Here is a 24,599-nt window from a genome sequence, read left to right as displayed (position 1 = left end):
CCCTAATAAGTATTCTTTTAATGCGAGAGATTGCGAATTCGGTACGGTCCACGCCTGAACACCCGTCATGCCAACGCAAAAGCTCCGCCACGCGGGCGAAGTCCGTTGATAAGGGGCGATGAAGGCGAGACGGTGCGCCGACGCTATTGCGTCATGACGCTAGACAAGCGGACGAGTCGGTCGGGCAGGACGGAAAGTGCTGACGACGCGCTGTTTTGCCGTGCAGCAAAGGGAATTTGCGCTCGTGCAAAAGCCGCAAACGCATCAGACGTCTGAAAAGCAGTACGAAGCATTCGGACAACCCCGTTTTATTGACCTGCGCCGTCGATCAGCGCTGTGTGCTTGTTATATTCGGTAACTATTTTTAATTCCGCGAATACTTTCACAAGCTTTCACGACTGTCAATCGGGAATCACCGATGAAAAATAAACCATTGATTTCAATGAAATCTTCGTTGTCCTTCCGAAACAACACATCACCCAAAAATACCGGAAAATATGTAACAGCACCGTAAGAACCGAGAAAATTCGCCAAAACAGCGACCCTCCCGATTTAACTCTCGAAGTGCAACCCGAATGTGCAACCTCTTTCGGCTTACATGTTCCTTACATCGGGGCGAAATCAACCAAATCGTATAAATCGGTACCTCATCCGGGCGCCGTCAGCACCGTTTGCGGGCTTCCGATACACTCGACTTCGTTGATCCTCGCCACTCCCGGGTCACTCTCGAAAAAGGAATTCACGCATGAGCACGAATATCGAAACCATTGCCGTCAACCGTAACGACGGCACCCCGTCCAAGCTGGGCGATTACGCCGGCAAGGTACGTCTGGTGGTGAATGTCGCGTCGAAGTGCGGCCTCACGCCGCAATACGAAGGGCTGGAACGCCTGTACGAAGACAAGCGCGGTGCAGGGCTGGAAGTGCTGGCCTTCCCTGCGAACAACTTCAAGGGGCAAGAGCCGGGCACCGATCAGGAAATTCTGGATTTCTGTTCCACGCAATACAACGTGACCTTCCCGCTGTTTGCCAAGATCTCGGTGCTCGGTGACGACCGCCATCCGCTCTACGCGGCGCTGGTCGATGCCAAGCCGGAAGCCACGGGCGAAGGCCCGTTCCGCGAACGTCTGAAAGGATTTGGCGTCGAGCGGGAGAACCCCGCCGATGTGCTGTGGAACTTCGAGAAGTTTCTGGTTGGCCGCAATGGCCAAGTCGTCGCGCGCTTCTCGCCCGACGTGAAGGCTGACGACCCGCGTCTGGTCGCCGCCATCGACGCCGAACTGGCTAAGTAAGCCGGCGCGCCGAAAAGACGCCGATAAGACAGGTGCAGGGCGCGCCGTTCCCCCCGGATCGGCGCGCCCCGCAATGACCGGCTCAGCGCTTGGCCGTGTCGGTCATGAACTTGCCAGTCGGCGCTTCGCCGCCCTTCTTCTGACGGCGCGTCGTGCCGTCGATACCACCATCCACGGCCCACTCCGCGAACACCGTCGGTCCCGGCTCAAAGTCGCGCGGCTGCCACTCCGGCGTCAGCACGTCTTCGTCGGCGTAATACTCGATCAACGCGCCGCACGGGTTTTTGAAGTACCAGAAGTATGCCGACGAGATCGGATGACGGCCCGGGCCGAGTTGCGTTTCCCAGCCGCAGCGATCGATGTGCATGCCGCCACCGAACACTTCGTGGATATCGCGCACCGTGAACGCCACGTGGTTCAGGCCACGCTTGCCATTCGGCAAGGCCAGCAGGAACAAATCATGGTGCCCGCCGTGCGGGGCGCAACGCATGAACGCGCCGCGATCCGGATAACGGTCAGATAGCTCGAAGCCCAGCTTGTCCTCATAAAACTTCTGCGTCGCCGCGAGCGCATTGGTGAAAAACACCACATGCCCGACTTCAATTGGCTGCGCCCGCTCGTACACAGGGCTCGGCGTGTTCACGCGCTGCGCCGGAATGCCCCACGGGTTGGTCGGTGCGCCCTGCACGTCCAGCGCCCGCTTGGTGCTTACTTCCACGCGCACGGCCAAACCGTTCGGGTCGATGCAGCCCGTGGCACCCTGTGCGAAGTAATACCCCGGTTGCCCCGCCAGCTTGTCGGCAACGGCCGCGACCTCATCGGCGGTCGCCACGCCCCACGTTACCTCGCGCAGCGTCGGGCCGTCTTCCATCGCAGGCGGCAGCGACGGATCGTCGTGACGCACCGCCAGCACGCGGCCACCGTTGAGCGTTTCGAAACGCACACCGTCGGCGTCGGCCGAGACTTCGGTCAGGCCCCAGTCGGCGAGAAAGCGGCGGCAGGTGTCGAGGTCGGTCACCCCGTAAGTAATCTGTTCGATGCCCAGAATCGTCATGGCAGTCTCGGGTGAGAAGTCGGGATAGGTCGGGATAGGTCGAGATAAATCGGTTTCAAAGATCCAGCGTCAGACGGTCGCCTTTGCAACCGGACACGCAGATCATCATCACGTTGTTCGCAGCGCGCTCGCCCGCACTCAGCACTGAGTCACGGTGATCCGGGCAGCCTTCCAGCACGCGCGTTTCGCACGCACCGCAGATGCCTTCCATGCAGCTGTGTTCCGCGTCGATGCCGGTGGCAAGCAGCGTGTCGAGCAACGTTGCGCCCGCAGGCACCGCAATCTCCTTGCCGCTTTTCGCCAGCTTGACGACGTAGCCTTCGCTGGTCGCGGGCGGCGGCGCATCGGGTGCCGCCGCGAATCGTTCGATATGTACGTTGGCAATCCCGGCATCGGCACACGCCGCTTCGAAGGCGTCGAGCATCACGCCCGGGCCGCAGCAATACGCGTGCGTACCAGCGGGTTGTCCGGCGAGGAAACCCGCCAACGAGGCAGGCTTACCGCCCTGCTGATCGTCAAAGTGATAAGTGACGTCGCCACCCAGCGCGCGAATCTCGTCGATGAAAGCGGCCTGCGGTGCCGTGCGCGCACAGTAGAGCAACTTCACGCTGCGCCCCAGCGAACGCAGACGGCGATACATGCAGAGAATCGGTGTCACGCCGATGCCCCCCGCCACAAGCACCGTATGCGCTGCGCTCTCGTCGAGTTCGAAATGATTACGCGGCGCCGAAATATCTAGCGTCATGCCCACACGGAAGTTGTCGTGGATGAAGCGCGATCCGCCACGGCTCTTAGGATCGGCGAGGATACCGAGCACGTAGCGGTTGTTCTCACCCGGCGCGTTCACGAGCGAATAGCTGCGCAATAGCCCGCTCGGCAGATGCAGATCGATGTGCGCACCCGGCGTGAAGCCGGGGAACGTGCTGGACTGCGCGTCGCCGCCAGCGGCAGGCACGAGTTCGATACTCATGATGCCGGCCGCCTCGTAGCGAAGCGTGCGCACCATGGCGCTCAGGTTTGACTTGCTCATGACCCAGCTCTCTGATGTTGCTCGCAGGGGTGTCCTGCGTCGGTATTGATATTCACCGGCTCGGGGTTCGTTCCCGTCAGCCGGCTTCGGACAAATCGATATCGAGACGCGCGAACGCCTCGATTTCCACGCGCAATTCGGGAAACACCAGCCCGCTCACTGCCACGAGCGTCGAACACGGATAGGCGCCACCGTTCGCCGCCACGTCGGCAAAAAACTCGCGGCGCGCGCGGCCCACTTCATCCTTGTCGGCGATATCGGTCACGTACACGACCAACTTGTAGATGTTGCCGAGATGTCCACCCCCCGCTTCGACCAGCGCCCGAATCTTGCCGAGCACCACCAGCGTCTGCTCGTAAGCCGTCAACGGTTGCGCGGCGTTGCGCGTTGCCGGATGCGCCGTCATGCCCGACATCAGAATCTCGTTGCCGAAGCGGATGCCATTCGTCCACGTGGCCGTGCCCAGATCGGACACGGTTGGCGCGTGAATGCGTTCAGCCTTCGGTGCAACAACGGCTTGTGCGTTCGATGACATGTGTCGTCTCGTGCGGCTTACGCCGCCTTACCCTGTTGCAGGCGTTCAAGCTCGGCCTTCGCCAGATTCTTCAGATGGCGGCGCAGACGTACGATGCCCATATCGTGTTGATACAAGTGCTCGTTCTGATTCGCATCGAGCTCCATGTCTTCGAGCATCACGCGGTCTTGTTCCAGCACGGCCCAGTGGCGTGCCTCAAGGCGATTGCGATACAGGAAGCGCCACGTATCGCGCTGCCAGTCCTGCAACTTGCGACAGCGCCAATGGAACACGGCGGCGAGCGTCGGCGAAATCGGCGTGTAGCTGCCCACGATCACGAAGTTGCCACCCGGGCCGCCCGTCTTCGGGTACGGAATCTCCAGCCGCATCCAGTGCGTGCCTGTGTCTGCCCACTCGGTCCAGTCGAAGTTCACGTCGCGCTGGCCTTCCTTCTCGAACACGAAGCCGCGGTCGGTGTCGCGAATGCGGAACGCTGCCGTGTTGTCGCCCTCGGCCATCGAGTGCGACTGCTTGTGCAGATACGTGCCGTGCATCGGATCCATCACGTTATCGAGCACGTAACGGTAATCGCCCTTCCACTCGGTGTAGCAGAGGAACGACGAGAATTCGCCATCGGCGTCGAGCTCTTCCGGCAACACCAGCGGCGGCGGCGTGTCGATGTTTTCCGTCGCGTTGTACAGCCAGATGGCTTCGTTGCGCTCAACGATGTGATACGCCTGCGTTGGGCGCGAGCCTTCGAGCTTGCAGCCCGGGCTGCCGGGCACACGCATCACCGTGCCGTCGCTGCGCACTTGCACGCCGTGATAACCGCAGGCGATGCGATCGCCCATCACGATGCCCTTCGAGAGCGGCGCGCCCCGGTGCGGGCAATGGTCGTCGAGCGCATGCACCTTGTTGTCCTGATCGCGCCAGAACACCAGCTTCTTGCCCAGACGGCGCAGCGAGACCGGCTCGCGGCCAACCATGTGCGACGGGCAAATCGGATACCAGAGATTTTTCAGACCGCGCTCGAGGATGGCGTCGGCAGTGAGAATGGGTTGTTGCATAGTCATGGGGGACCTCTTCATCGTCGGCGCCGCGCCGGGGCTTATGCCAGCGGGCGAGCGCATCGTCAGGTGATGTTGTTACGCTTCGGCCATGCGGGCGATCTGCGCCTTGTAGACCGCTTCGGTCCACAGCTCGCCCTCTTGCGGGCCGGGGCCCGTGCGATTCAGGTAAGCGACGAGGCCGGCCAGATCATGCGTACCGGCCGCATAGGCGCGCTCGATGGCGTCGCCCAGCAGGCTTTCGTATTGCGTCGGCACATGGCGACGCGCTTGGTGCGGGTCAAGATAACGATCCATTATTTCCCTCCTTGGCGAACCCGTTCGCGAATGCGTGCGTGCACGGGTACAAAGTCGTAAGTCGGATAGCATTCGGTGCGGAACACCCCCCACGCCGAGCGCTCCAGCTCGACGTTGACCACCGGCAGCAGGTGGGGCGGCAACTCCAGCGTCACGATCTGGCCGAAGCCCATCGCCACCGTCCACGAGACCACCTTCACGCCTTCCGGCGGAAAGCGCTCCCACCACTCAGCGGCCTTCAGGCGCTCCTGAAACGCGTCGAGATTGTTCGACTGGTCGTGACGCAGAACCACCGTCAGCAACATCGTCTGCGGGGCATCCACCGGCGTAGCGTTCTCGGTCATCGGTTGCATGGGGGTGCCTGCCTTACTGCACGAACTGGTTGGTGTACAGGTCGGCCGGATTCGACTTCTCGCGAATGACCTTTTCCTGTGCGTAAAAGTCCTGAAGCTTCGTCACGCGCGCCGGATCGAACGCGCCGAGGCGTTGCTGGCCCGGATACACATTGCGGGCGTAGTACGTGAGAATTTTTTCGATCTCGGCTTCCTTGCCCTTGTAAGCGGGCACCGCTGCGCAGTAATCCTTCGCCGCACCTGCCGGGTCACGCATGATCTCGGCGACCGACTTGAGCGTGGCGTGCACGAACTTGCGGATCATCTCGGGCTTCTCGGCAATGGTCTTGTCCGAGGCGAGAATCGCCTGCGCCATACCCGGGAAATACTTGTCGGTCGACGTCATGGTGATCTTCACGCCCGCGTCTTCGATGTTCTGCGCCCACTCCGGCGTGCCCACCATCACTTCGGCCTTGCCCGTGGCCACTTGCTGCCACACGCCTGCGGGTCCGGCGCCTTGAATGCGGGCGTCGTTACGGGTCAGCCCTGCCGATGCCAGCAGCCCCAGCGTGGCGTAGAAGCCCGTGTCCTGATAAGCCAGCACAGTGATCGTCTTGCCCTTCAGATCGGCCGGCGACTTGATGTTGGCGTCGTCACGCACGACCAACTGATGCAGCGTGCGGCCGCCAAGGAGTGCCACGCCCTTGATCGGAATACCGTTGGGTCGCAGCACGATGGGCGTGTCGCCCAGACCGCCGCCCAGATCGCCGTTACCCGACGCCAGTTGCTTGCCAACGTCGGCACCGCCCTGCACGGTGAGCCAGCGCACCGACAGGCCTTCGGCGGCGTAGTAGCCCTTCTTCTCGGCGAGCATCAGCGGCGCGAACGCCGGCAGATTGGCCGGGGCCGGCAGCAAATAGGTGATCTGCTGGGTCGGTTGTTGCGCCCAGACCGGCGCGGCGACCAGCCCGGTGATGGCACACAGGCCAGCCGTCAAAAAGGCGCGACGCGCCAACGATGCACGGAAAATCGACAACATATCTCTGCCTCGCTCAAGTCTCGGGTTACCGCGATGCCCCGTGCACCGCAGCTTGTGATGCCACAGCTTGTTGTTCAGACCTGCCCCGCCCAGCCGAGCGGGTTGTCGTTCATGCCCCAGTAGAGGCTCTTCTGATTCGTGTATTCAAGCAGCCCCAGACGTCCCTTCTCACGCCCCATGCCACTCTCTTTCCAGCCGCCGAACGGCGTCGAAATCGAAAACTGCTTGTAGGTGTTGATCCAGACCGTGCCGGTCTCCAACGCGCGCCCCAGACGCCACGCGCGCTTGTAGTCGCGCGTCCAGATGCCTGCCGCCAGCCCGTAGACGCTATCGTTGGCTTCGGCCAGCAACTCGTCTTCGTTCTCGAACGGCAGCACCGCCAGCACCGGGCCGAAGATTTCTTCCTGCACCATGCGCGCCTGATTGGTCAGCCCGGCGATGATGGTCGGCTGATAGAAGTAGCCCTTCTCGCGACCGTCTCCCGCCGGACGCTCGCCGCCGCACAGCAGGCGGCCGCCCTCTTCCAGCCCGATGGCCACATAACGCTCGATCGACTCACGATGCGACGACGTCACCAGCGGGCCCATCTGCGTGTCTTCGCGCAACGGGTCACCCACACGCAATTGCTTTGCGCCTGCGACCAGCCGCTCGACAAACGTGTCGAAGATCTTTTTGTGCACGAACAGTCGCGAGCCCGCGATGCACGACTCGCCCGACGAACTGAAGATGCCGTAGAGCACACCGGCCACGGCGTGATCGATGTCCGCGTCTTCGAACACGATGGTCGGCGACTTGCCGCCCAGCTCCAGCGAGACAGGCATGAGCTTTTCCGCCGCCAAACGCGCAATGCCGCGCCCGACTTCGGTGCCGCCCGTGAAGGCCACCTTCTTGACCTTCGGATGCCGCACGAGAATGTCGCCGATCACCGAGCCCTTGCCCGGCAGCACCGACAACACACCGCGCGGCACACCCGCGGCTTCGCAGATACGGCCCAGTTCGAGCGAAGCCAGCGGCGTGACTTCCGCAGGCTTGAGCACCACGGCATTGCCTGCGGCGAGCGCAGGCGCAAGTTTTTGCGCGTCGGACGCAATCGGCGAGTTCCACGGCGTAATGGCGGCCACCACACCCAGTGGCTCGTGAACGCTCATCGTCAGATAGTCGCCACGCGACGGCGTGAGCGTCTCTTCCAGCGTTTCGAGACACGAAGCGAAATAGCGGAACGTGCCCGCTGCGCTCGCCACAAGCGCTCGCGTCTCGCTGATCGGCTTGCCGTTGTCGCGGCGTTGCAGGTGCGCCAGTGCCTCGGCGCGCTGCGTGATGCCGTCGGCCACGCGATGCAGTACGGCGGCGCGCTGGTGCGGCTTGAGGCCTGCCCAGTCGGCACGACGCCACGCGGCATCGGCAGCTTCCACGGCGTCGGTCGCATCTTGTGCACCGGCGGCCGCGATCTCGGCATTCACGCTCTCGTCGGCCGGATAGAGGCTCTGATAGCGCTTGCCCGAGCCGGCACGCCATTCGCCGCCGACCAGAATGTCGCTCGAGAACCCTTGCAGCAAATCTTGATGACTCATGGTGCTTGTCCTGCGAGAACTAGATCACGCAATTCGCGACGCGGTTCTTGAGCGCGCGAATCGCCGAATAAGCGGTCAGGGCCGACGTCTTGGGGTTGTCCGGCAACGGCTTGCCACACATCTCCAGCGACATCTCGCCAAACGCGCCACGCACCGCAATGTGATGCACGTTGCGCGAGGTGGCCGGGTCGGCAATCAGGCGCACACGCGTGGCGTCGAGCCCCAGACCGGCGATGGCCACGGTGGCCGCCACGTTGGCGTTCTTCGGGTACAGACGCGCCGCATCGCGGGCACTGCCTTCGAAAATCACCGTAGCGGTGGCAAGCGTCGTCAGATCGCACACTTGCTCGGCCGGCGTGCCCTGCCAGCCCAGCGGCGGCTTACGGCCGGTGTAGACCACTTCATCCAGCCCCCCTTCGCGAGCGGCAGAGATGGCGTCGATACCGCCGATGGCGCCCGAGAGCAGCGTGACGGTCGATGCGCCTTCCTTGGCGGCTTGCTCCAGTGCGGCAAGCAGTGCCGAGTCGGACAGCGCGCCGATGGAAGCCACCGCGCAATCGATGCCTGACTTCAGCAATGGCACGACGTGCGCCGACAGCGCGCTGTGCCCCGCGCACTCAAGCACGAAGTCCGGGCGGCGGGTGAGCGCCGCGGCCGACGACACCACTTCGGTGCCTTCACGCACGCTTTCTCGCACGCGCGCCGCAGCGTCTTCGGGCACGATCACGTGGCCAATGCGCAGATTCGGATCGCCCGCGCAGGCTTCGTAGACTTTGGAGCCGATAGCGCCGAAGCCGATCAGCGCGACATCAACCGGTCGATGATTCATTTCACGCATTCGCGGGCTCCCGCACCGGCGGACCGGCAAAGTGCGACGCGAAGCTGCCGACCGACAGCATGTCGACTTCGAGCAGCACCGGGCCGTCGTGAGCCACGGCGCGCGCGACAGCACCCTCGGCCTGATCGATGGCCGTGATGCGCTCGTGCTTGAGTTGCAGGCTGGCGCAGAACGCAGCGAAGTCCGGCTGATGCAGTTGCACGTAGTGACGGCGGCCGCCGTACTGCGCATCCTGAATATTGCGAATCACGCCGTAGCACTGATCGTTCATCAGCAGGATGATGACCTGCGCTTTCTCCTGCACAGCCGTGGCGAGTTCACCCACGTTGACCATCAGGCCACCGTCGCCGCACAACGCCACCGTCTTCTTCGCATTGCCGGCGAGCGCCGCGCCAATGCCCATCTGCATGCCCTGACCGATACCGCCGCCCAAGGCGTGCACGCCGGCGCGCGGCGAGAAAATCTTCAGCAGACGGTTGCCCCACGTGCTGTTCGAGATCGTGACGTCGCGCACCCAGTTGAAGTCGCGGCCCAGTGCGCCTTGCAGCGCTGCCACGAGTTGGCGGTACGGGCCAAGGCCTTCTGCCACCTGTTTGACGGCGGCGTCGCGCGCCGCGGCCAGATCGGCATGGAACGCCGGGTCAACCGACAAGCGGCCTTGCAGGCGGTCAGCCAGTGCGTTCAGCACACGCGCGGCATCGCCTTGCACGAACAAGTCGTTGCGATAGCCGCGGTTGTCGGCCAGCCCATCGGCATCGACGCGATAGAGCGGACGCGGCAGACCGAGCTTGTACTTGAGCGTTTCGTTACCGCGCAGACGCGAGCCGACCACGAGCACGGCATCGCAAGTCTTGTAGAACGCTTCGACCGTCGGGTGGATGTTGAATGCGCCCAACGTGGCGGCATGGTCTTCCGGCACGATGCCGCGACCTTGCACGCTGGTGACCACGCCGAAGCCCATGTCGACCAGTCGCTTAACAGCGGCCTCTGCGCCACGCGCACCACCGCCCAGCCACAGCAGCGGGCGATGTGCCGCTGCGAGCTTGTCGGCGAGTTCAGCCACGCGTTGCTCGTCATGCGACGGCACCGTCACGTGCGGCGCAGCCAGATCGGCCGGCCATTCGATTTCAGCCGCCTGAATGTCGATCGGAATCTCGACGCTGACCGGGCCGGTCGGCGCAGTGAGGGCCGCGCGCACGGCTTCACGCACGGTCGAGAGTGCCGTGTCGACGCAACGCACGCGATAGGCCGCTTTCGAGATCGACTTGAGCATGCTCAGTTGATCGGGCGCTTCGTGGATGTAGGCGAGGTCGCGGTCGAGGAATTCGGTTTCGATCTGGCCGGTGATGTGCAGCACGGGTGTGCCGGCGGTCAGCGCTTCAACCATGGCACCGGCGGCATTCCCCGCTGCCGTGCCGGTGCTCGTGAACGCCACGCCTAGACCACCCGAGACACGCGACAGGCCATCGGCCATGTTCAGTGCACCGGCTTCGCCGCGCGCACCGACGTAACGGATTTTTTCGCGACGCGCGATGGCGTCGAGAATCGGCATGTTGTGAATCGAGATCACGCCGAACGCGGTTTGCACACCGCATTGTTCGAGGAACGCCGCGATGACTTCGCCGACGGTGGTTTTGTTAGACATGTCTTGCCAAGCCTCCGGAAACATCGATATGGCTGCCCGTCGTGTAGGACGATTGCGGGCTCGCCAGGAAAAAGATCGCTGCGGCCGCCTCTTCAGGCCTGCCCAGACGCTGCAACTGGATTTGCTTCTTACGGGCCAGTTCGCCGGTCCACTCCTGCCACGTCTTGCCTTCGCCTTGCGCGGCGAAGCGGCGGCGCCACTGTCCCGACTCGACCAGCCCGATCAGAATCGAATTGACGCGCACACCGTCCGGCGCGAATTCGCTCGCCATCGAGCGCACCAGATTCTGGATACCGGCGCGCGCCGACGAAGTGGCCACCATGTGGGGTTCCGGCTGAAGCGCGAGCAGCGAATTCACGCAGACGATTGCCGCGTCGCCCGTTTCGCGTGCGGCGTCGCGCAGCATCGGCAAGCAGGCGCGCGTGGTGCGGATCACGCTGAAGTACTTCAGTTCAAGCTCTTCGCGCCACGCGTCGTCGGTGGTGTCGGCAAAGGTCGACACGCGGCCCTGACCGGCGTTGTTGATGAGCATGTCCAGACGTCCGAACTCGCGTTGGATGCGCTCGGCGAGCGCGGCAACATCGCCCGCATCGAGCACATTGCATTGCGCCGCGATGAGGCGCGCGTCCGGATGGCGCTCGCGCAGGTGCGCTTCGGCTTGCGTCAGCCGCTCGGCGTTACGGCCGCAGATCGCGACAGCGGCACCCGCTTCGAGCAGGCGCTCGGCGGTGGCCAGCCCGATACCGGACGAACCGCCCGTGACCAGCGCCGCGCGTGCGGAAAGGTCGATCTTGATCATTTCAATCCCAGTGACTTCATGTAGGGGGTGGTCCGGCCGTCACTGCCCGGCCGGTAATTCAAACGGTGCGACAGCGCATCGGCGGCTTCGCGCACTTGGCCGATCAGGCCCGCATCGAGCATCGACGCGTCGATGTTGGCGCGCGGGATCGTGACCGTGATGGCCGCGCAAATGCGGCCCGTGTCGCTGCGCACCGGTGCGCTCACCACACTGATGCCGCGCTCGAACGACGAGGCCGACACGGCGTAGCCGCGCTCGGCGTCTTCGCGCACGCGCTCGAAAAGCTCGGCGAGCGTCTCGGGCGTTTGCGGTGTGAATTTCTCCAGCGTCTTCTCCGGATAGAGCGCCTTGAGCTCGGTCAGCGTCAGATCGCCCATCAGCACGTGGCCATGGACCGTCGCGTGGGCAGGCAAGCGCGTGCCGACGTTCACCTTGATCGAATTGAACACGCCCGCCACGCTCTGCGCCTTCGCCACGAAGACGATGTCGCGGCCATCGCGAATCACGATGTGCGAAGTGAGTTGGGTCGCGTCGCGCAGGCGCTCGATGATCGGAATGCCCAGATCGGTCAGCTCCAGCGAACTCAGGTATTCGAAGCCCAGACGCAGCACGGCCACGCCCAGACGGAAATTCTTTTCACTGCCTGCACGCTCCAGAAACCCCATGGCTTCGAGCGTCTGCAACAGACGGAATACAGTGGTGCGCGGAATGCCGAGACGCTGCGACAATTCCGGCGCACTGAACACGGATTCGCGCGGCGAGAACTGCGTGAGGATGCGCAAACCGCGCTCCAGCCCCGGCACGAGATAGCGTGACTCGGACGGTCCGGCGTCAGCGGCATCGCCTTCGGCGTCTTGGTCGCCTATCGCATCGATCGCATCGATCGCATTGATCGCATCGGTCGCATCGATGTCGTCGCGCGCGTCGTCTTCAGGCAGCGCGGTCGTGTTGCGTTTCGGGGTTGCCGGTGCCATCTCAGCGCCCTCCCGCCGCCACCCGGTCCAGCCACGCCGCGAGCGCAGCGTTCAGGACGTCGGGGGTTTCGATATACGACGCATGACCTGCGCCGTCGATGATTTGCAACGGCACGCCAGCTACATCGGCAATGACCTGACAGGCGGCGGGCGTCGTGATGCCGTCCTGCGCGCCGACGGCCACGGCCACCGGACCTGCGTTGGCGGCCACGTACTTCGCCAACTCGCCCGCGACATCGCCGTTCGACAGCAGATGCGTTGCCTGCCGATAGCCGGCGGGCAGCACACGGCCCATATTCCATTTCACCCAAGCGCGCGGCAGGTCCGCAGCATTCGGCGCGACCAAGTTGTCGCTGCGCTCGCGCGCCATACCGGCCGGCCCGAGTTTGTCGAGCATCGCCAGACGGCTGTCGCGCTTCGACGCACGCACTGCCAGATCGGCCTTGCCATAGCCACCTGCCGGCGAGCAGAGAAAGAGGCCGCGCACGCGCTGCGGCGCACGGCTGGCGAACTTCGTCGCCATGATTGCGCCGAGTGAATGGCCAACCAGTGCGACGCGATCCAGACCCAGCGCGTCGAGCCATGCTTCGAGCACGTCGGCGTAGGCGCTGGCGTGCGGTTCGGCATCGCTCACATTCGACGTCTGGCCGTAGCCCGGCGCATCCCATGCATACAGCGCAACATCCAGACCGGCCGCTTCGAACTGGGCAAGCCACGACGCGGCGCCCGAGCCGATGCCGTGCAGCATCACGACCGCGATGCGGCCATCGTCAGCGGTGGCGGTGCTGCGATAGCCGACCGTCCCCGCATGCGTGGCGATGGTGCGATACGCAAACGCATTCAGCCGCGCGCAAAGCGGGGCGACGATGCCGTCGTTGGCGTCGGGCAGTTCGGACTTGAGAGCTTCGGCTGACATGGCTTCGGGTAACGTCTTCTGCAATGACTCGGAGAGAATTCCTGCCGGCGTGGCGCTTGCCTGTGGCTTGCGCCCGCCGGACTTTCGGGAGGAACGACGCTCCCGTGCTTACTTCTGTTCGCGTTTGATCTTGGCGAGCGGCGAATCCGGCGGGTATGTCGGCGTGACCGGCTTTTGCGAACCGAGCATCACGCACATGAGTGCGTCTTCGTCGCCGATGTTGATTTCCGTGCGATACACGCCCGGCGGCACCGAGATCAGATCGCGTTCGCCGAGAATGGCTTCCCACGTCTCGCCGTCACGCTCGCAGACCACTTTCATCTTGCCGCGCATGACGAAGAAGATTTCTTCCACGTCCATGTGGATATGGCTCGGGCCGATGTTGCCGGCCGGAATTACCATGGTCGAGAACGTGAAATGACCGGCGGGCACCGTGTTGACATCTTTGGCGACACCCGTGCCGCCCGTGCCGACGTAGCGCATCTGCGCACGGCGATACTTCGGGTCGTAGTCGGCCTGAAACTTGAGAGCATCCCAGTCGTACTTGCGCGTCGAAAAACGCGCCACACGCGAGTCCAGCCAGTCGCTGAACGGCTGACCTTCGGCCTGCGTCCAGCTCTCGACGGCCTGAGGCGTCGCGGTGTTTTTAGCTTCGGCTTGCGCCATGTTGTGACTCCTTGAAGGCGTTGCGAATAAGGGAAGACGATTCGTCGTGCCGCGTCACGGCATGACGAAACCGCCGTTGACCGGCAGCACCTGACCGGTCACGAAACGGGAAGCATCGGAGAGCAGGAACAGCACCGGCCCGACCACGTCGTCCGGCACCTGTGCGCGCGGCAACGCGCGTCCTTCCAGATAGTGGCGATGACGCTCGGCCGGCACGTAAGCGGTGGCTTCGACCTCCACCAGCCCGGGCGCAATGGCGTTCACGGTGATACCGTCGGGGCCGAGTTCGCGCGCCAGCGAGCGGGTCATCGCCATCACGGCACCCTTGCTGGCGGCGTAGGCGAGCAAGCGCGGAGCGCCCCACAGTGCCGTGTCCGAGGCGATGTTCACGACACGCCCCTGCCCCGATGCGCGCAGATACGGCAGTGCCGCCATCGTCATGAGCCACGTGCCACGCACGTTCACGTTCATGACGGCGTCCCACGTCTCGATGCTCAACTCGGTGGCGAGCTTGCCGCCGGAGTTGGTGATGGCGCCGTTGTTGACGAGCCCGTCGATGCCGCCCATGTGTTCGGCGGCCGTCTTGGCAGCCGCTTCAACCGAGGCCGGATCGGACAGATCGACGCGCACGAACGAGACCGCGTGACCCGCGTCGCGGAGTTCGGCAGCGAGCGCTTGGCCCGCGTCTGTCGCGATATCGGCAATCGTCACCTGTGCGCCACGTGCCACAGCGGCGCGCACGAAGCCTTCGCCAAGACCGCGAGCGCCACCGGTTATCAGCAGATTCTTGCCGTCGAGCGGCGCGAGCGTGGCGGTGTCGAGCGGGAGGATGGGCAGTTCGGTCACGATGCGTTCCTTGTTGGCTGAAGAGCAGGTCGCGTCATCACGTCAGGCGATGTTCATCGACGCACGCGGCACGTAATGCAGTGCGCGGCGCTCGAGCCAGACCACGGCCGCGTAGGCAGCGATACCGATGACCGTCAGCCCCGCGATGGCGACAAACACCATGGCGGTGTTGCCCTGCCCTTCGCCGTAGACCAGCAGATAGCCCAGCCCGCGATCGCCGCCGACCAGCTCACCGACGGTCACGCCGATCACGGCGAGCGTCGAGGCGATGCGCAGCCCGGCGAACAGGGCCTGCATGGCCGACGGGAATTCGACGAAGCGGAAGATCTGCCAGCGGCGGCCGCACAACGCACGCACCAGATTGACCATGTCGGGGTCGACCGAGCGCACGGCGCCCAGCACGTTGATCATCACGGGGAAGAAGACGATCAGCACGGCCACGAGAATCTTCGGATAGATGGTGTAGCCCATCCACATCACGAACAGCGGCGCGAACGCCACCTTCGGCGCGATTTGTAGCGCGAGGATGTACGGCGAGAGCATGGCTTCGGTCGACGGCGACAAGCCGAGGATCACCCCGATCAGCACGCCCAGCGCCGAGCCGATCACGAAACCGGCGATCACTTCGAGCGCCGTCACGCCGATGTGCAGCCACAGGTTCTCGACCTGAAACATGCGCACGCCTTCGACGAGCGTCGACGACAACTTGGGCAGCACGAACTCGGGCACGCCGAACGCCGTCGGGCCCCATTGCCAGGCGGCCGCGAAGAGCAGCAACAGCACGAAGCTGCCAGCGGTTAGTTGGGCTTTGGTGAGGGTTTTCATAGCGGGAATTCCAGTGTCTTGGGCAGGAGATGACCGGTAGGGATCAACCGAGGTGATCGTCGCGGCCGACCTTGAGCAGTTCCATCAGATGGGCGACGTATTCGTTCATGCCCGCCTGCTTGCGGCGCTCGATGGGGTTGTCGCGATGCGGCAGATCGACGGTGATCTCTTCGATGATCGTGCCCGGACGTTCGCTCATCACGAACACGCGATCCGACAGCGCAATCGCCTCTGCCAAGTCGTGCGTGATCATCAGCGCGGTCTTGCCTTCGGCGGCCAGCATCTGCGCGAGATCCTGTTGCAGCACCATCTTCGTTTGCGCATCCAGCGCGGAGAACGGCTCGTCCATGAGCAGCACGTCGGGCTCGACGGCGAGCGTGCGTGCCAATGCTGCACGTTGGCGCATACCGCCCGAGAGTTGGTGCGGATAGTGATTCTCGAAACCCTTCAGATGGCAGCGCGCGAGCAGCGTCTTGGCCACTTCAGCGCGCTCGGCCTTGCTGCGGCCGCGAATCTGCATGCCCAACTCGACGTTCTTCTGAATTGAGCGCCACGGCATGAGCAGATCTTTTTGCAGCATGAAAGCAACCTGTTGCGACGGGCCGCGCACCGGCTTGCCGGCCAGCGTGACCTGCCCTTCGCTGGGCGCATACAGGCCCGCGCCCATATTGAGCAGCGTGCTCTTGCCGCAGCCGCTCGGGCCGATCAGCGAGACGAACTCGCCGGTCTTGATCCCGATGGAGACGTTCGACACCGCCGTCATCTCGCCCTTGCCCTGGCGATTTTTGAATCGACGCGTCACGCCGCGATACTCGATGGCAAACGGCAGCGGTGCCGTCGCCGGCGTGTGACGTGCGTCGGCATACGCCTCGGCTACGTTCGCGTCTTGCAATTGAATCGACCTGAGCATGGGAAACCACCGTGTTTCTGGATGTTCAACTTGCCTCGGGCAGCGTGCCGCTTTCCTTCGCCGCATCGCCTGCCAACCTGTCTTTCGCCTTGTGGCTACGTTTCATATGTGAAACGTTGATTTACTTATGGATCAATTATAGGGAGTGACAGCCGGAGTCAAAATTGTTTTTTGACTAGGGGAAACCCCAACCCATGGGCTTTACCGTGAGAACAGCGCGTTTGCAGGGCGAAAAAAACGCCGGCCAACGAATGTCGGCCGGCGCGAGGTGAGCCCACTTGTTGAATCCACTAATTCAGTCCGCTTATTGGGTTCATTAAGTGAGATCACTGGGTGATGCCCGGTGCTGACGATCGGTGCGCGTCAGAACGCGTGATGCACGCCCGACATGATCACGACCTGATTGGCGGTCGACGAGGCCCCGATGGTGTTGATGGCGGTGATTGCGCCGTTGCCGCTGGCGTGCTGGTACACGCCGCTCACATACACCTGCGTGCGTTTCGACAGCGCGTAGACGTCGCCCAGACTCACCTGCGTCCAGCGCTTGCCCGACATGGTCGTCGTGGCCGCCCCGAAGGTGATCGTGTTGGCGATGCTGGTGGCGTAATTCGCACCGGCGTCGAAAGCCTGATAGGTGTCGCTGTAGCCCGGCGACGCGAGCTTCACGCGCGTGTACAACGCGTGCAGCAGCCACGGACCAAAAGCGTACGACGCGCCCGCGCCCATGTTCTCGACGTTCGACGCCGTATAGGTCGCGACCGGCTGGTTCTGGAACGTGGCGCCACCGAGCACGGCAACGTTCGGCGTACGGTTGTTTTCGTTCGAGTAGACGGCCGACGCCTTGAAGCCCCCGTTGGTGTAGTTCGCGGCCACGCTCCACTTCTTGCCGTTGGCGAAGTTGGTCGTGTTGCCCAGCGAGATCATGGCGCCCGCCTTGAAGCCCGCGAAGTCCCGGGTGACGTAGCGCACCGAGTTATCCACCTGCACCACCGACGTGTTGGCCAGTTCGTCGAGGTTGCCCGGGTGGAACATGTACCAGTTCATGCCCAGATACGACGTGCTGAACGGGCCGAGCCAGTCGAAGTTGAACGTGGTCATGTGGCCGATCGTGACCGTGCCCAGCGTGTCCGATTGCAGACCGACCCACGACTGGCGGTTGAACATCGCGCCCGCCTTGAGGGTGTTGCCGGTGAGCGTGGAGAAACCATTCTCCAGCAGGAAGATCGCGCGATTGCCGCCGCCCAGATCTTCAACGCCGCGAAAACCCCAGCGATCCGGCTGCGTGCCGCCTTGTTGCGCGAGAAAGTTGCTGCTGCCGCCCTGATTGTTCACGTACGCCACGCCGGCATCCATGCTGCCGTAGATCGTCACATTGCTTTGCGCATGCGCTGCCATCGGCACGCCAACGGCTAGCAGCATCGCTGCCGCCAGTTTTGTCATCCCCGAGATCCGCCCCGTCGGAAACCGCTTCATCTGTGTACTCCTGTCGTTCGATGATTCGCTGACTCGAAAACGGTGGTGACGCCGACGGCGACGCACGGCAACCCAAGCCGGTCACGCCCTTCGTACCGTCGCATTTCGACGTTCCACCTATGAAACGTTGGATTACTTATGAAACCAACAATGCGGAGCTTAGGCCAGGTGATGCGTGAGTCCCGCAGCGGAGATGCACGAATTGATGACAGGAATTTGGTGTGCTACTACGCGCGCATTCGGCGGCTGGCATCTTGTATTCAAAGCTTCGGTGAGATGCTGTTCGTCCCGCCGGCGTTGCCGTGCGTCTGATGGGAGCGTTGCTCCGGCCGAACACGTTGCGTCGGGATTTACCCGAGGAAGGCTTGCGATGGATCGAATCAAAAACAATAATATTTGAACACTACGTTCATATTTGAACGTTTTATTTTTCTGAATTCGTCGCAACGTTTATCAAAAGGTGTCCCCATGCAAGCTCCCCTCGTCGGCATCAACGGTGCCGGCATCGGCGGTCTGGCCGCCGCCATCGCGCTGATCCGTGCCGGTTTTCGTGTGCGCGTCTACGAACAGGCGGCGCAGTTCGCCCGTGTCGGCGCCGACATCAACCTGACGCCCAATGCCGTGCGGGCACTCGACGGTCTGGGCGTTGGCAACGCTCTGCGCGAAACCGCCGCACAGCCGAGCCATCGCATCAGCCGCACGTGGGATTCGGGCGAAGAGACGTCGCGACTGGAGATGGCACAAACGGCGCAGACCAAGTACGGCGCGCCGCAACTCACAATGCATCGCGCCGATCTGCTTCAGGCGCTGGAGCAGGCGGTGCCCGCCGAGAGCATCGCGTTGGGCAAGAAGCTGGTTGCCTTCGAAGCGCCGGGCGTCGGCGAAACGGGCCGCATTCGGCTCAGCTTCGCCGACGGCACGCACGACGACGTGGATGTGCTCATCGGTGCCGACGGCATTCATTCGGTCGTGCGTACGGGCCTGTTCGGACCGGAATCGCCGGAGTTCACGGGGGTGGTTGCTTATCGCGCGGTCATCCCGGCGAACAAGCTGGGCGGGGTGCCGAATCTGGGCGCGTTCACCAAGTGGTGGGGGCCCGTCGCGTCGAGCCAGATCGTGACGTTTCCGCTCAATCTAGGCCGGGACATTTTCGTGTTCGCCACCACGGCGCAAGACAGTTGGACGCTGGAATCGTGGACCGCACCGGGCGACGTGCTGGAGTTGCGCGCGATGTATGCCGACTACCATCCCGAAGCGCGCGCGTTGCTCGATGCGTGTGACAGCGTGCTGAAGTCGGCGTTGTACGTGCGCGACCCGCTGCCGCAATGGTCGCGCGGCCGGGTTTCGCTGCTTGGCGATGCGTGTCACCCGATGATGCCGTTCATGGCGCAGGGGGCCGGTATGGCCATCGAAGACGCTGTGGTAATGTCTCGCCACCTTGCTGAAGTCGGCCCTAACGCCGATGCGGATGCACTGGCTGGCGCGCTCGCCCGTTACGAAGCGGCACGTCGCGAGCGCACTGCGCGCGTGCAGATCGGTTCACGCGGCAACCAGTGGCTCAAGGAAGGCGGCAACGCAGATTGGGTCTACGAATACGACGCGTGGCAAGTGCCGTTGGCCGCTTGAGAAGCCGCTAACGCCAGCCGGTAACAGATCGTTGATCGCCCCTTCGTTTCGACACAACCAAACGTACAGCACCGCATGACGAAAGCAACGCCCGCCACCGCCCGTGATTCCAGCAATGTCAGCGCAGAGAGCGACGATCGCGACGCCACGCAGGCCGGGCTCATCACGCCGGTCATTCGTGCGCTCAAGCTCCTGCGCTTTGTGGCTGACGGTGGCTCGACGGCCAACATGAGCGAAGTGGGCCGGCGTATCGGTGTCAATCGCGTGACCGTCATGCGGCTGCTGGCCACGCTTGAGCATGAAGGCGTGCTTGAACCGCTGCCGCACGGCGGGCATCGGCTCGGTCTCGGCTTTCTCACGCTTTCCGCTGCGGCGCTCGCAGGCGAGGATCATCTCGCCACGGCGCGCCGCGTACTCACGCGTGTGACCAGCGAGACCGGGTTGTCCAGCTACCTCACCGTGCTCGACGGCACACAGGTGCGGTATCTGTTGTGCGAGACGCCTGCCCTGCCCCTCGTGAGCAATATCCGTGCGGGGAGTCGTGTCACCGCGCACCTGACCGCGCCCGGGCGGTCGCTGCTGGCGCACTTGAGTCCCGAGCGCCGCCGGGCGTTGCTCGGCCCGGAGCCGCTGGCGGCCGCAACGGCGCAGAGTGCGCGGACTTTCGCGGCACTGGACGCCCAATTGGCGCGCGACAAGGAAACCGGTTGTGCGTGGAGTCAGGATGGCTTCGAAGCGGGTATCGACGCATGCGCGGCGGCGGTGCTCGATGCGCAGGGACGTCCGTTGGCTGCACTGAGTGTGGCGGGGCCGCGCTCGCTCGTGGGCACCGACACGCTCAGCCGGGAGCGTACGGCGGCCGTGGTCAAATCTGGCGCAGCCGATCTCACCGTATTACTGGCAGACGCGCCAGCTTTTTTGGCGGCGGCGGAAAGAGCCTGATATTCACGTCATCTCACCGGCAGCCTGTTACCGGTGCGAAACCGCGCAAATACAGGGGAAACGACCACCAGACGTTCCGTCTGACTGGCCTCGGTCGCAGCCCCTTTCATTCCCTGACATATTGTTTGCGTAACTGTTTCGGTATGCCATACGATGTGGCATCGCCGATGCCGTAATGTTCGGTAATTTGAAGCCGCGGCCTGTTGCCGCGCTTCGGTCGGATCGTGGCTGCTACGATAACGCGAACCGAGGGCACCGCGAAGGTGCCGCGTATCGAATGACGCGAACGTCGCTAACGCTGAAGCGACGAACGAATACTTGTCTTGCGGCGGATCGAGAATGAAAAACAATCCATGGTGGGTGCGTACGGCTTTGGCTGGCGTGGTCTGCGGTGCATCGGCTTTCGCACATGTCGCGCAGGCACAGGAAGCCACCGTCTATGCCGGGGCCATGAACGCCCGCAACGACGACAACGCGCACACCTATTCGTGGGGCATGGATTATCGGCAGGGGCTTGGCGAACACTTCGCCGCGAGCTTCACGTGGATGAACGAGGGCCACGTGCCCGATCATCACCGGGACGGCTTTGCGTTGCAGGTGTGGGCGCGTCAGACCTTCTTCGACCGCCGCTTCGACGTTGCCGTAGGCGTTGGCCCGTATCGCTATTACGACACCGTGGCCGGCAATCGCGGCAAGCGCTATGAGGACGACCACGGCTGGGGCGCCATGTTCTCGGCCACCGCCACGTACTATTTCGCGAGCCGTTGGTACGTGCAGGCACGCGCCAACTACGTGCAATCGCCGTCGAGTATCAACACCGTTCAGTACTTGCTTGGCGTGGGCTATCAGTTGGACAAGCCGTCGACGCCGGGCCCGGTCATCGGCAATATGGATTCGCCGGTGCCGACGGGCGATGTGCTGTCGGTCATGGCAGGGCTGTCGATCGTGAACAGCCTCGACTCGCAGAACGCGGTGGCAGAAGGCATCGAATACCGGCACGGCTTCGGCAAGTGGTTCGACGGCACGGTCTCGCTGATCAACGAAGGACATAGCGATATCGGTAACCGTCAGGGCATTGCGGCGCAGGCGTGGGTCAAGAACGACTTCTTCAACGATCGCTTCAGCCTCGGCCTTGGCTTCGGCCCGTATGTCACGTGGAATAAGTACAAGCAGAACCGGGCGGCGGGTGGTGCGCAGAACGTCGTGGCCGGTCTGCTGACGATGAGCATGGCGTACCGGTTTGCCGATCATTGGGTCGGACGCCTCTCATGGAACCGCGTCGTAACCGGTTACGACCGCGACAGCGACATCTTCCTCGCAGGCGTCGGCTACAAGTTCTGACCGCCCTGCTACGCGCCGTCATTTCTTCCGACGGCGCTGCGACATTCTGTCGCACTCCTGTTAATTAACATCTTCATTAGAGTCGGTATTCGACTGATTCGAAAACGTCGACCGCCTTGAAACCCTTACTACATGAGGGTTTCGAGATGGCACGTTATCTGCAATGCATTGTTGCGCCGCATGCGGTTACTCCTGCGACGTGGTCGTCCTACCTTAGAGGCGTAGGCGGTGCCGGACATCTAAGTGAGCCGGCCGACCACCAGACAATAAAGACAGGAGAAACATCATGACCCGCACTCTTTCGCATCTGTTGATTGCCGCGACGTTGACTGTGGCAGCCGCACCGGCCGCATTTGCAGGCACTGGCGGTAACGGCTATCCGAACGAAAACCTGTTCTGGCAATCGAGCGTGTACAGCGAAAAGCTGGCCGTGCCGAGCGCACAGGTTCGTCAGGAACTGATCGAAGCCCAAGCGCAAGGCAAGCTCACGCAGACCGACAGTCAGTATCCGCAACTGACGACTTACGGCCATTCGGTTGGTGCACGTGTCCAAGGTTCGACTGCACTGATCAATTCGACTTACGCTGGTAGTTAAAGCCAGCCTCTCGCGTCGGCGCTGGTTGACGGCGCGAGGACACGCAAAGTTTGAAGCGTGCTCAAGCGGCAATCGGCGACGACGCTACGGCGGCCAGGACGATCGACTTCGGATCCTGTCCCGTAGCCCACCGCTCCCGGTGCCTCACACCCCGCATATTTCTGCGGGGTGTTTCTTTTTGTGCGCCTGATAAATCAGGTAGCGAAGTCGGCGAGATGGCGTTCGCCCAACGGCGTGACGCGCAGCGCGCGAGGTTCGCGTGTCGGCTCAAGCCATTTGGCATGAAGGCACGTGGTGAGGAGTGCCGCGCCGAGTGCACCGCCGAGGTGGGGTTTGCGCTCGCTCCAGTCGGGGCAGGTGCAGGCGAAGCGACGGCGGCGGGCACGCGCGGTGGTGAGGTCGACACCGAGGGCGGTGAGGCCGTTGACGCCCGAGTCGGTCAGCGCGACATCGCTGCCGTCGATGCGAAGCCAGCGACGCTCTCGCATGCGCGCGAACAGGTCGACGGCGACTTCCCCGGCAAGATGGTCGTAACAGGTGCGTGCGTGACGTAGCGGGGGCGGTGTTGCGCGGCTGACGGGGACCGGACGCGGGCGGAGTTCGCGTGTTGCCAATGCGGCACTCGCGAGCGCTTCGATGGCCGTGGCGGTTTCCGGCGTGGCAATGCGGAAATAGCGATGGCGTCCGCGGGCTTCTTGTGCGAGGACACCGCCGTCGACGAGACGGGCGAGATGGCCGCTGGCGCTGGAAGGAGAAAGCCCGGCAACCAGTGCCAGTTCCCCTGCCGGACGGGCGGAACCGTCCATCAACGCCCAAAGCATGGTCATGCGGCCCGCATCGGCGAGCAGGGCTGCGAGTGAACTAACGCCAGGGGCGTAATCGCGGGTGAGGTCCATAGGGCGGTTCCGGGAGGGGATGAGCCGTAGTATGGGGTATGTCAGGCATGCGATAGTTCAGCGTGATGTGAAGTGAGGAATGCTGTGATTATTCATTGGAAGAGAATTGGCACGCCTCGCGCCACGCTCAAGTCTGCCAGACCGCGCAGCCTTTCAACCAGCGGCTCGCCATCCACATCGAAAAAGCACTCAAGAAAATTTTTCGGATCAAGACCGATGAAAGCAGCCGTTTGCTTTTTCCAGGGAGAATTGAACTCGACAGGCGGAGCAAGAGCGAATTTTTCCCCGATTTCGTTCAACTCTAAGACAAGCCTCTGTGCCTCATCTGGTGACCAAATTCCATCACCATCCTCGTGATTCACCAGAGTAGGGCACCGACTTCCCCGGACACCGTCCTCAACAAGTGCGACAACCCCATCTCTGAAAAAATTGAAATCCGCATACGAACCGACTTCCACTCCGTCGATTTCGTCCTCGCCGTCAAAAACGCAAAGATATAGGCCCATCAAAAATTCTCCCGGATTACAACCTTGCGATTCTTCCTAACAAGATCAGCCAACGAATCATCAAAAACACATTGCTCTGGCACTCTTATGACGAGACGCTTCCCCTCCTCCGCCGCGCGGAAGATTAGCAATCTAATTTGATAAGTAGCTCTCAATTTCAGCGCAGTCTTTATCAAATACATTGTATTAAATTTCTCCGCATCCGCCATAGTGCCACGAGCCACTTGATATTTAGTTAGCTTTATATCCACACCCCACCTCCTTACTTTAGAAAATCCACAACATCCCCCCAACGCCCCAAAAGACTCCATAGATATTGGGTTTACTGGCCTACTGGCATTTATGATTGATCTAGAAGCATCGACGCCGAGATTTTTTCTGTACGGCCTCAATTGCGGCATCGCTGCCCCCATCAACTGGTTTTACACCAAAAATTACCAGTTGATTCTCTCCACAGCTTCGCTCCAGCATCTAACCTAGCGACGACTTACATTAATCGCCCCTACCTTTAACGGCAAGGGCCAATACTTCACGTCGGAGAAAAGTATCTTGCTCAGATCGCCTGAAGCATCGACCTTAGAGCATCCGCTATTGCGGGACCACTTT

At 62.7% G+C, this 24,599-nt stretch carries 25 protein-coding genes; 5 read left to right on the top strand and 20 right to left on the bottom strand.

Going from position 1 to position 24,599, the window contains the following annotated elements; translation table 11 throughout:
• Positions 1 to 745 precede the first annotated feature (745 nt).
• Complete coding sequence (locus PIN31009_RS06605) at positions 746 to 1,291, top strand: glutathione peroxidase (protein ID WP_087688705.1); 546 nt, start codon at positions 746 to 748, stop codon at positions 1,289 to 1,291.
• An 82-nt stretch (positions 1,292 to 1,373) separates the two neighbouring features.
• Here PIN31009_RS06605 and PIN31009_RS06600 read toward each other — a convergent pair whose 3' ends face one another.
• From PIN31009_RS06600 to PIN31009_RS06515, 18 genes are all read right to left on the bottom strand, one after another.
• Positions 1,374 to 2,345 carry a VOC family protein gene (locus tag PIN31009_RS06600; RefSeq protein WP_150789732.1) on the bottom strand — a complete coding sequence of 324 codons (972 nt, stop codon included), beginning with the start codon at positions 2,343 to 2,345 and terminating at the stop codon, positions 1,374 to 1,376.
• Positions 2,346 to 2,400: 55 nt separating this feature from the next.
• Positions 2,401 to 3,375: a PDR/VanB family oxidoreductase gene (locus tag PIN31009_RS06595; RefSeq protein ID WP_150789731.1), complete on the bottom strand. Its 975-nt coding sequence runs from the start codon at positions 3,373 to 3,375 to the stop codon at positions 2,401 to 2,403.
• A gap of 76 nt (positions 3,376 to 3,451) precedes the next feature.
• Positions 3,452 to 3,910 carry a Rid family hydrolase gene (locus PIN31009_RS06590; protein WP_150789730.1) on the bottom strand — a complete coding sequence of 153 codons (459 nt, stop codon included), beginning with the start codon at positions 3,908 to 3,910 and terminating at the stop codon, positions 3,452 to 3,454.
• 17 nt (positions 3,911 to 3,927) lie between these two features.
• On the bottom strand, positions 3,928 to 4,962 hold the full coding sequence (locus PIN31009_RS06585; RefSeq protein WP_150683558.1) for an aromatic ring-hydroxylating oxygenase subunit alpha: 1,035 nt from the start codon (positions 4,960 to 4,962) through the stop codon (positions 3,928 to 3,930).
• A 72-nt stretch (positions 4,963 to 5,034) separates the two neighbouring features.
• On the bottom strand, positions 5,035 to 5,253 hold the full coding sequence (locus PIN31009_RS06580; protein WP_087688710.1) for a recombinase-like helix-turn-helix domain-containing protein: 219 nt from the start codon (positions 5,251 to 5,253) through the stop codon (positions 5,035 to 5,037).
• On the bottom strand, positions 5,253 to 5,597 hold the full coding sequence (locus tag PIN31009_RS06575) for a hypothetical protein (RefSeq protein ID WP_150790237.1): 345 nt from the start codon (positions 5,595 to 5,597) through the stop codon (positions 5,253 to 5,255). The genes PIN31009_RS06580 and PIN31009_RS06575 overlap by 1 nt, the downstream gene beginning before the upstream one ends.
• 22 nt (positions 5,598 to 5,619) lie before the next feature.
• The gene (locus PIN31009_RS06570; protein WP_150789729.1) at positions 5,620 to 6,624 is read right to left on the bottom strand and encodes an ABC transporter substrate-binding protein; all 1,005 of its coding nucleotides are present in this window, start codon (positions 6,622 to 6,624) and stop codon (positions 5,620 to 5,622) included.
• Between the two features lie 74 nt (positions 6,625 to 6,698).
• Positions 6,699 to 8,195 (bottom strand): aldehyde dehydrogenase, encoded by a 1,497-nt coding sequence (locus PIN31009_RS06565; protein ID WP_150683555.1) that lies wholly within the window; start codon positions 8,193 to 8,195, stop codon positions 6,699 to 6,701.
• A 19-nt stretch (positions 8,196 to 8,214) separates the two neighbouring features.
• Entirely contained in the window at positions 8,215 to 9,033 is an 819-nt protein-coding gene (locus PIN31009_RS06560) for an aspartate dehydrogenase (protein ID WP_150789728.1), read from the bottom strand.
• Entirely contained in the window at positions 9,026 to 10,678 is a 1,653-nt protein-coding gene (locus tag PIN31009_RS06555; protein WP_087722078.1) for a thiamine pyrophosphate-binding protein, read from the bottom strand. The genes PIN31009_RS06560 and PIN31009_RS06555 overlap by 8 nt, the downstream gene beginning before the upstream one ends.
• Positions 10,671 to 11,477, bottom strand: coding sequence for an SDR family oxidoreductase (locus PIN31009_RS06550; protein WP_150683554.1), 807 nt, complete (start codon positions 11,475 to 11,477; stop codon positions 10,671 to 10,673). The genes PIN31009_RS06555 and PIN31009_RS06550 overlap by 8 nt, the downstream gene beginning before the upstream one ends.
• Positions 11,474 to 12,451 carry an IclR family transcriptional regulator gene (locus PIN31009_RS06545; RefSeq protein ID WP_150789727.1) on the bottom strand — a complete coding sequence of 326 codons (978 nt, stop codon included), beginning with the start codon at positions 12,449 to 12,451 and terminating at the stop codon, positions 11,474 to 11,476. The genes PIN31009_RS06550 and PIN31009_RS06545 overlap by 4 nt, the downstream gene beginning before the upstream one ends.
• A gap of 1 nt (position 12,452) precedes the next feature.
• The gene (locus PIN31009_RS06540) at positions 12,453 to 13,367 is read right to left on the bottom strand and encodes an alpha/beta fold hydrolase (protein WP_150789726.1); all 915 of its coding nucleotides are present in this window, start codon (positions 13,365 to 13,367) and stop codon (positions 12,453 to 12,455) included.
• A 108-nt stretch (positions 13,368 to 13,475) separates the two neighbouring features.
• Positions 13,476 to 14,033 (bottom strand): cupin domain-containing protein, encoded by a 558-nt coding sequence (locus tag PIN31009_RS06535; protein WP_058375531.1) that lies wholly within the window; start codon positions 14,031 to 14,033, stop codon positions 13,476 to 13,478.
• 54 nt (positions 14,034 to 14,087) lie between these two features.
• The gene (locus PIN31009_RS06530; RefSeq protein ID WP_425495475.1) at positions 14,088 to 14,870 is read right to left on the bottom strand and encodes an SDR family oxidoreductase; all 783 of its coding nucleotides are present in this window, start codon (positions 14,868 to 14,870) and stop codon (positions 14,088 to 14,090) included.
• 51 nt (positions 14,871 to 14,921) lie between these two features.
• Positions 14,922 to 15,704 carry an ABC transporter permease gene (locus tag PIN31009_RS06525; protein ID WP_150789724.1) on the bottom strand — a complete coding sequence of 261 codons (783 nt, stop codon included), beginning with the start codon at positions 15,702 to 15,704 and terminating at the stop codon, positions 14,922 to 14,924.
• Between the two features lie 43 nt (positions 15,705 to 15,747).
• Positions 15,748 to 16,614, bottom strand: coding sequence for an ABC transporter ATP-binding protein (locus PIN31009_RS06520; protein ID WP_087687421.1), 867 nt, complete (start codon positions 16,612 to 16,614; stop codon positions 15,748 to 15,750).
• A 363-nt stretch (positions 16,615 to 16,977) separates the two neighbouring features.
• Entirely contained in the window at positions 16,978 to 18,054 is a 1,077-nt protein-coding gene (locus PIN31009_RS06515) for a porin (RefSeq protein WP_150790236.1), read from the bottom strand.
• Positions 18,055 to 18,555: 501 nt separating this feature from the next.
• Between PIN31009_RS06515 and PIN31009_RS06510 the strand changes: the two genes are divergently transcribed.
• The 4 genes from PIN31009_RS06510 to PIN31009_RS06495 all read left to right on the top strand — a co-directional run bounded on the left by PIN31009_RS06510 (position 18,556) and on the right by PIN31009_RS06495 (position 22,591).
• Positions 18,556 to 19,713, top strand: coding sequence for an FAD-dependent monooxygenase (locus PIN31009_RS06510; RefSeq protein WP_150789723.1), 1,158 nt, complete (start codon positions 18,556 to 18,558; stop codon positions 19,711 to 19,713).
• Positions 19,714 to 19,788: 75 nt separating this feature from the next.
• A complete protein-coding gene (locus PIN31009_RS06505; RefSeq protein WP_150789722.1) occupies positions 19,789 to 20,655 on the top strand; it encodes an IclR family transcriptional regulator in 867 nt (288 codons plus the stop codon).
• 339 nt (positions 20,656 to 20,994) lie between these two features.
• A complete protein-coding gene (locus PIN31009_RS06500; protein WP_150789721.1) occupies positions 20,995 to 21,996 on the top strand; it encodes a hypothetical protein in 1,002 nt (333 codons plus the stop codon).
• A 286-nt stretch (positions 21,997 to 22,282) separates the two neighbouring features.
• Positions 22,283 to 22,591 carry a DUF4148 domain-containing protein gene (locus PIN31009_RS06495; RefSeq protein WP_087687415.1) on the top strand — a complete coding sequence of 103 codons (309 nt, stop codon included), beginning with the start codon at positions 22,283 to 22,285 and terminating at the stop codon, positions 22,589 to 22,591.
• Positions 22,592 to 22,785: 194 nt separating this feature from the next.
• Here the strand turns inward: PIN31009_RS06495 and PIN31009_RS06490 are convergent, their stop codons facing one another.
• On the bottom strand, positions 22,786 to 23,487 hold the full coding sequence (locus PIN31009_RS06490) for an ArsR/SmtB family transcription factor (RefSeq protein ID WP_150789720.1): 702 nt from the start codon (positions 23,485 to 23,487) through the stop codon (positions 22,786 to 22,788).
• Positions 23,488 to 23,579: 92 nt separating this feature from the next.
• Positions 23,580 to 23,993: an Imm70 family immunity protein gene (locus tag PIN31009_RS06485; RefSeq protein WP_150789719.1), complete on the bottom strand. Its 414-nt coding sequence runs from the start codon at positions 23,991 to 23,993 to the stop codon at positions 23,580 to 23,582.
• Positions 23,994 to 24,599 lie beyond the last annotated feature (606 nt).

Source organism: Pandoraea iniqua (assembly GCF_902459685.1).
Lineage (GTDB): Bacteria > Pseudomonadota > Gammaproteobacteria > Burkholderiales > Burkholderiaceae > Pandoraea > Pandoraea iniqua.
The sequence above is the reverse complement of the archived record's forward strand: the minus strand, read 5'-3'. Positions and strand labels throughout refer to the sequence as shown.